This window comes from Gordonia rhizosphera NBRC 16068, assembly GCF_000298195.1.
GTDB lineage: Bacteria > Actinomycetota > Actinomycetes > Mycobacteriales > Mycobacteriaceae > Gordonia > Gordonia rhizosphera.
Genome location: NZ_BAHC01000143.1, coordinates 1 through 3710 on the forward strand (window position 1 = coordinate 1; position 3710 = coordinate 3710).

Annotated in this window: 8 protein-coding genes; 5 read left to right on the forward strand and 3 right to left on the reverse strand. The window is 65.2% G+C overall.

Annotation, left to right across the window (positions count from 1 at the left end):
- Positions 1–102 precede the first annotated feature (102 nt).
- From GORHZ_RS18135 to GORHZ_RS18145, 3 genes are read left to right on the forward strand one after another with little or no spacing between them, the layout of a single operon-like run.
- Entirely contained in the window at positions 103–624 is a 522-nt protein-coding gene (locus GORHZ_RS18135) for a DsrE/DsrF/DrsH-like family protein (RefSeq protein ID WP_006335522.1), read from the forward strand.
- Between the two features lie 10 nt (positions 625–634).
- Positions 635–1297, forward strand: coding sequence for a Rieske (2Fe-2S) protein (locus tag GORHZ_RS29580; protein ID WP_006335523.1), 663 nt, complete (start codon positions 635–637; stop codon positions 1295–1297).
- A gap of 18 nt (positions 1298–1315) precedes the next feature.
- Entirely contained in the window at positions 1316–1759 is a 444-nt protein-coding gene (locus tag GORHZ_RS18145; RefSeq protein ID WP_006335524.1) for an ArsR/SmtB family transcription factor, read from the forward strand.
- A 24-nt stretch (positions 1760–1783) separates the two neighbouring features.
- Here GORHZ_RS18145 and GORHZ_RS18150 read toward each other — a convergent pair whose 3' ends face one another.
- Positions 1784–2122: a DUF202 domain-containing protein gene (locus GORHZ_RS18150; RefSeq protein ID WP_006335525.1), complete on the reverse strand. Its 339-nt coding sequence runs from the start codon at positions 2120–2122 to the stop codon at positions 1784–1786.
- 22 nt (positions 2123–2144) lie between these two features.
- Complete coding sequence (locus tag GORHZ_RS18155) at positions 2145–2516, reverse strand: YidH family protein (protein WP_006335526.1); 372 nt, start codon at positions 2514–2516, stop codon at positions 2145–2147.
- Positions 2517–2645: 129 nt separating this feature from the next.
- On the opposite strand from GORHZ_RS18155, the gene GORHZ_RS18160 reads away from it, so the two are divergent.
- Positions 2646–3032, forward strand: a complete 387-nt coding sequence (locus GORHZ_RS18160; RefSeq protein WP_006335527.1) for an ArsR/SmtB family transcription factor — start codon at positions 2646–2648, stop codon at positions 3030–3032.
- A gap of 3 nt (positions 3033–3035) precedes the next feature.
- Positions 3036–3521: an SRPBCC family protein gene (locus GORHZ_RS18165; protein WP_006335528.1), complete on the forward strand. Its 486-nt coding sequence runs from the start codon at positions 3036–3038 to the stop codon at positions 3519–3521.
- A gap of 26 nt (positions 3522–3547) precedes the next feature.
- Here GORHZ_RS18165 and GORHZ_RS31755 read toward each other — a convergent pair.
- Positions 3548–3710, reverse strand: a 163-nt coding sequence (locus GORHZ_RS31755; RefSeq protein WP_006335529.1) for a VOC family protein, incomplete at its 5' end; no start/stop codon positions are given.

The following is a 3710-nucleotide window of genomic DNA, read 5'->3' on the forward strand; positions in this document are numbered from 1 at the left end:
CTCGTGCAGGGAATCGTGTTGTTGATCGGCGTGGTGGCGTGAGGGCCGGATGTCTCGGGCCTGGATGTCACGAGGTAGGAACCAGGGCAAGGAGTTGAGGAAATGAGTGTGCAGATCACCCCCGGCAGCGCAGGGGACATCGATGACGACACCAAACGCATGGCGATGGTCTGTTGGAGCAACGACCTCGACAGGGTTTGGCCGACAATGATTCTCGCCACCACCGGCGCGGCGTCCGGGATGGAGGTGGATGTCTTCTTCACCTTCTGGGGGTTGCGGGTATTGCAGCGTAACGACAAGCGCATCACGGGCACCAACTGGATGCAACGCGGTGAGTCGCTGGTCGACCCGGGCGGTACCAACCGTCTGAAATTGGGGAAGATCAACTACGGCGGCGCAGGCACCCGGATGATCAAGAAGCTGGCCAAGGACTACAAGGTCGCCGATCCCGGCGAGTTGATGGAGATGGCCATGGACATGGGGGTGCGGATGTACCCCTGTCAGATGACCATGGACCTCTACGGTTTCAAACGGGACGACTTCATCGACGGTCTCGAGCCCAGCATGGGCGCGGCGAGCTTCCTCGACATGGCAGCCGACGCGGATATCACGTTCTTCATCTGATCGGCTGGCCATGCCGACAGCGGTTTTGATCGCCGCCGATCGCGGTGTCGTCGCGCGGCTGGCACGACTCGACGCCGAGTTCGGGCTCAGCTGGGTCGACGCGGGCGCCGCCGACCCGGCTGATCTCGTGGTGATCGATCTCGCAGTGTCGCACGCGATCGACGAGGTCGCCCACGCACGCCGGCGATGGCCGGCCGCGATCATCGCGGGGTACCTCGCGGTTCCGGACCCGGAGCTCTGGACCGCCGGACAGCGGGCCGGTTGCGACATGGTCGCGAATCGCGGTGCGCTGGCCGTCCGCCTTCGGGGCCTGTTGGCCGATGCGCAACGGAGCCCACGGTTGTTCCCGGTGCTCGACGAGGCCGACGTCGCCGGTCGGCTCGGACTGGTCGGACGCGTCGATGACACCCCGGTGGGCCCGGTGGCGATCTATCAGCTCGACGGTTCGCTGTATGCGGCCGCCGACCGGTGCCCGCATGCCGGCGCCGTGTTGTCCGATGGAGCACTCGAGCACGGCATCCTCACCTGCCCGCGGCACGGCAGTCAGTTCGACGTGTGTACCGGCGCACGGACGCGCGGACCCTCCGATACCGACATCGCGACCTTTACCGTCGTTATCACGGGCGGGCAGGTGTCGATACTATTGCCCCGAGACGCCGGGTTGGGCCAGTAGCGACGGAGGTGGCCGAAAATGACGATGAGCCGGGCTGACGTCAAGGAGATGTATGCGTTGCACGCGCGATTGTGCAAGGCGATCGCCGACCCCAAGCGACTCCTGATTCTGGACGCACTACGGGATGGTGAGCGGTCGGTCGGCGATATCGCCGAGGAACTCGGGCTGTCGCAGTCCAACACGAGCCAGCACCTGGCGATCCTGCGCGAACGCAGTGTCGTCAAGACCTCCCGCGCCGGGAACACCATCTACTACTCGTTGAACACCCACAAGGTGATCGACGCGGTCGATCTGCTGCGCGAGTTCATGGCGGATCTCGCGGCGGCAGAGGATGGGCAGGTCACCGACGCGGCGGCAGAGGATGGGCAAGTCGCCGACGGGGTGGCTGGAGATGGGCAGGTCACCGACGCGTCGGCAGGAGATGGGCAGGTCACCGACGCGTCGGCGATCACGGCCGGGTGATGCGGGTCCGCTGACGGCGGCCGATCAGAGGTTCATCAGTTCGATGCCGACACCGGCGCCGACGGCCACCACCACCAGCACCATGAACAGCGCCGCGCCGGGCACCAGATACCGCGACAGCGGCGTGTGCCCGGCCCGAACGGTCATCAGGACCCGACGGTATCGACGGGGAACGAGGACCAGGGTGGCGAATCCACCCAACACGGCGAGCACGATGCCCGGCCAGACCGAGAAGTGCTCGGTCACGCTCCAGCGCACCACGAGCGCACCGACTGCCATGACCCCGATCCCGGTGCGCTGCCAGGCCATCGCCGTACGCTCGGCCTGCGCACCGACGTCGATCAGTTCGGATCCGTTGTCCACTACGGCGTGTCTCCCATGTGCCCTAGCCGCCGATCTCTGCGAAGAAGATCAGCGCGGCGGCCACCGCGGTGATGACCGCGATGCCGATGGCGATGAGCCGGGGCAGCGGATCCGTCGGGAGCGAACGATTTTCGCGCAATGCACGTTCGGCACGATCCCACCGCACGTAGGCACCGATGGTGACGACCAGGGACAGCGCCAGCAGCAGCACCGTGATGACCACCCGCAGCGCGCGCGGACCAAAGTCGTGTATCAGGCCGGCCAGAGCCACCGCACCGGCCAGCAGCGCCAGCCCGGTGCGTAGCCACGCCAGGAAGGTTCGCTCGTTGGCCAGGGTGAATCGGTAATCCGGGTCGGAGCCGACTGTGTGAATCGGCGGCTTACGCGGAGACATCCGCAACTCCTGCTCTGTTTGGTCGGTACCAACTTATACCCCTATCGGTATATCGGCCGATGGATTCGAACACCAACCGGGCAAAACACCCTTGACAACGTACAACCAGTTAGTTGTATATTTGGGGGCGTGGCCGAGACGGACGAGGACCGGGCAGACGCCCTGTTCCATGCGCTCTCCGATCGCACCCGACGCGACATCATGCGTCGCGTGTTGGCGGGGGAGCACTCGGTCTCCGTACTGGCAGCGAAGTACGACATGAGTTTCGCTGCGGTACAGAAGCACGTCGCCGTACTCGAACGGGCGGGACTGCTCACCAAACGCCGCAACGGCCGCGAGCAGCTCGCGAGCGGCAACGTGACAGCGGTGCAGTCGGTGGCGTCGATGCTCACCGATCTCGAAGCGGTCTGGCGGGGCCGGATCGCACGGATCGACGAGCTCCTCGACACCGAGACGCTCACAACAGAATCCACCACAACCGAAGCAACCGAAATCCACTCGACCCCGGAGGGCTGAATCATGCCTGTCACCAACGCCGTACACGATCTCGAGACGCGGACGCTCACCATCACGGCCGAATTCGCCGCACCGCCGCAACGGATCTGGCAGATCTATGCCGACCCGCGTCAGCTCGAGAAGATCTGGGGCCCACCCGAGTTTCCCGCAACCTTCGTCGACCACGACTTCCGTCCCGGCGGCCGCGTCACTTACTACATGACCGGGCCGGGAGGGGAGAAGTACGCCGGCTACTGGGACATGCTCACCATCGACGAGCCATACAGCTTCACCTTCACCGACGGCTTCGCCGACGACGACCTCCAGCCGAACGACGACATGCCGGTATCTGAGAACACCTACACCTTCACCGAACGAAGCGGCGGCACGGTCGCGACCTATCACAGTGTCTACGCAACCGCCGAGGGTCTGCAGCAAGTGCTCGACATGGGTGTGATCGAGGGCGCGTCGTCGGCGATCGGCCAGATCGACGCATTCCTCGCCGCATAGCGCCCCAGCGGGCCACTGCCTCGCGATCAGACGCCACTGCCGTAAGGGCGGGTGATGATCTCGAGGCTGTGCCCGTCCGGGTCGTTCCAGTAGAGGCCTCGACCACCGTCGTTGGTGTTGATCGAGCCGGGTTGCCGATGAAACGGGTCGGCCCAGTAGTCGAGTCCGCGCCCGACGATCCGGTCGAAG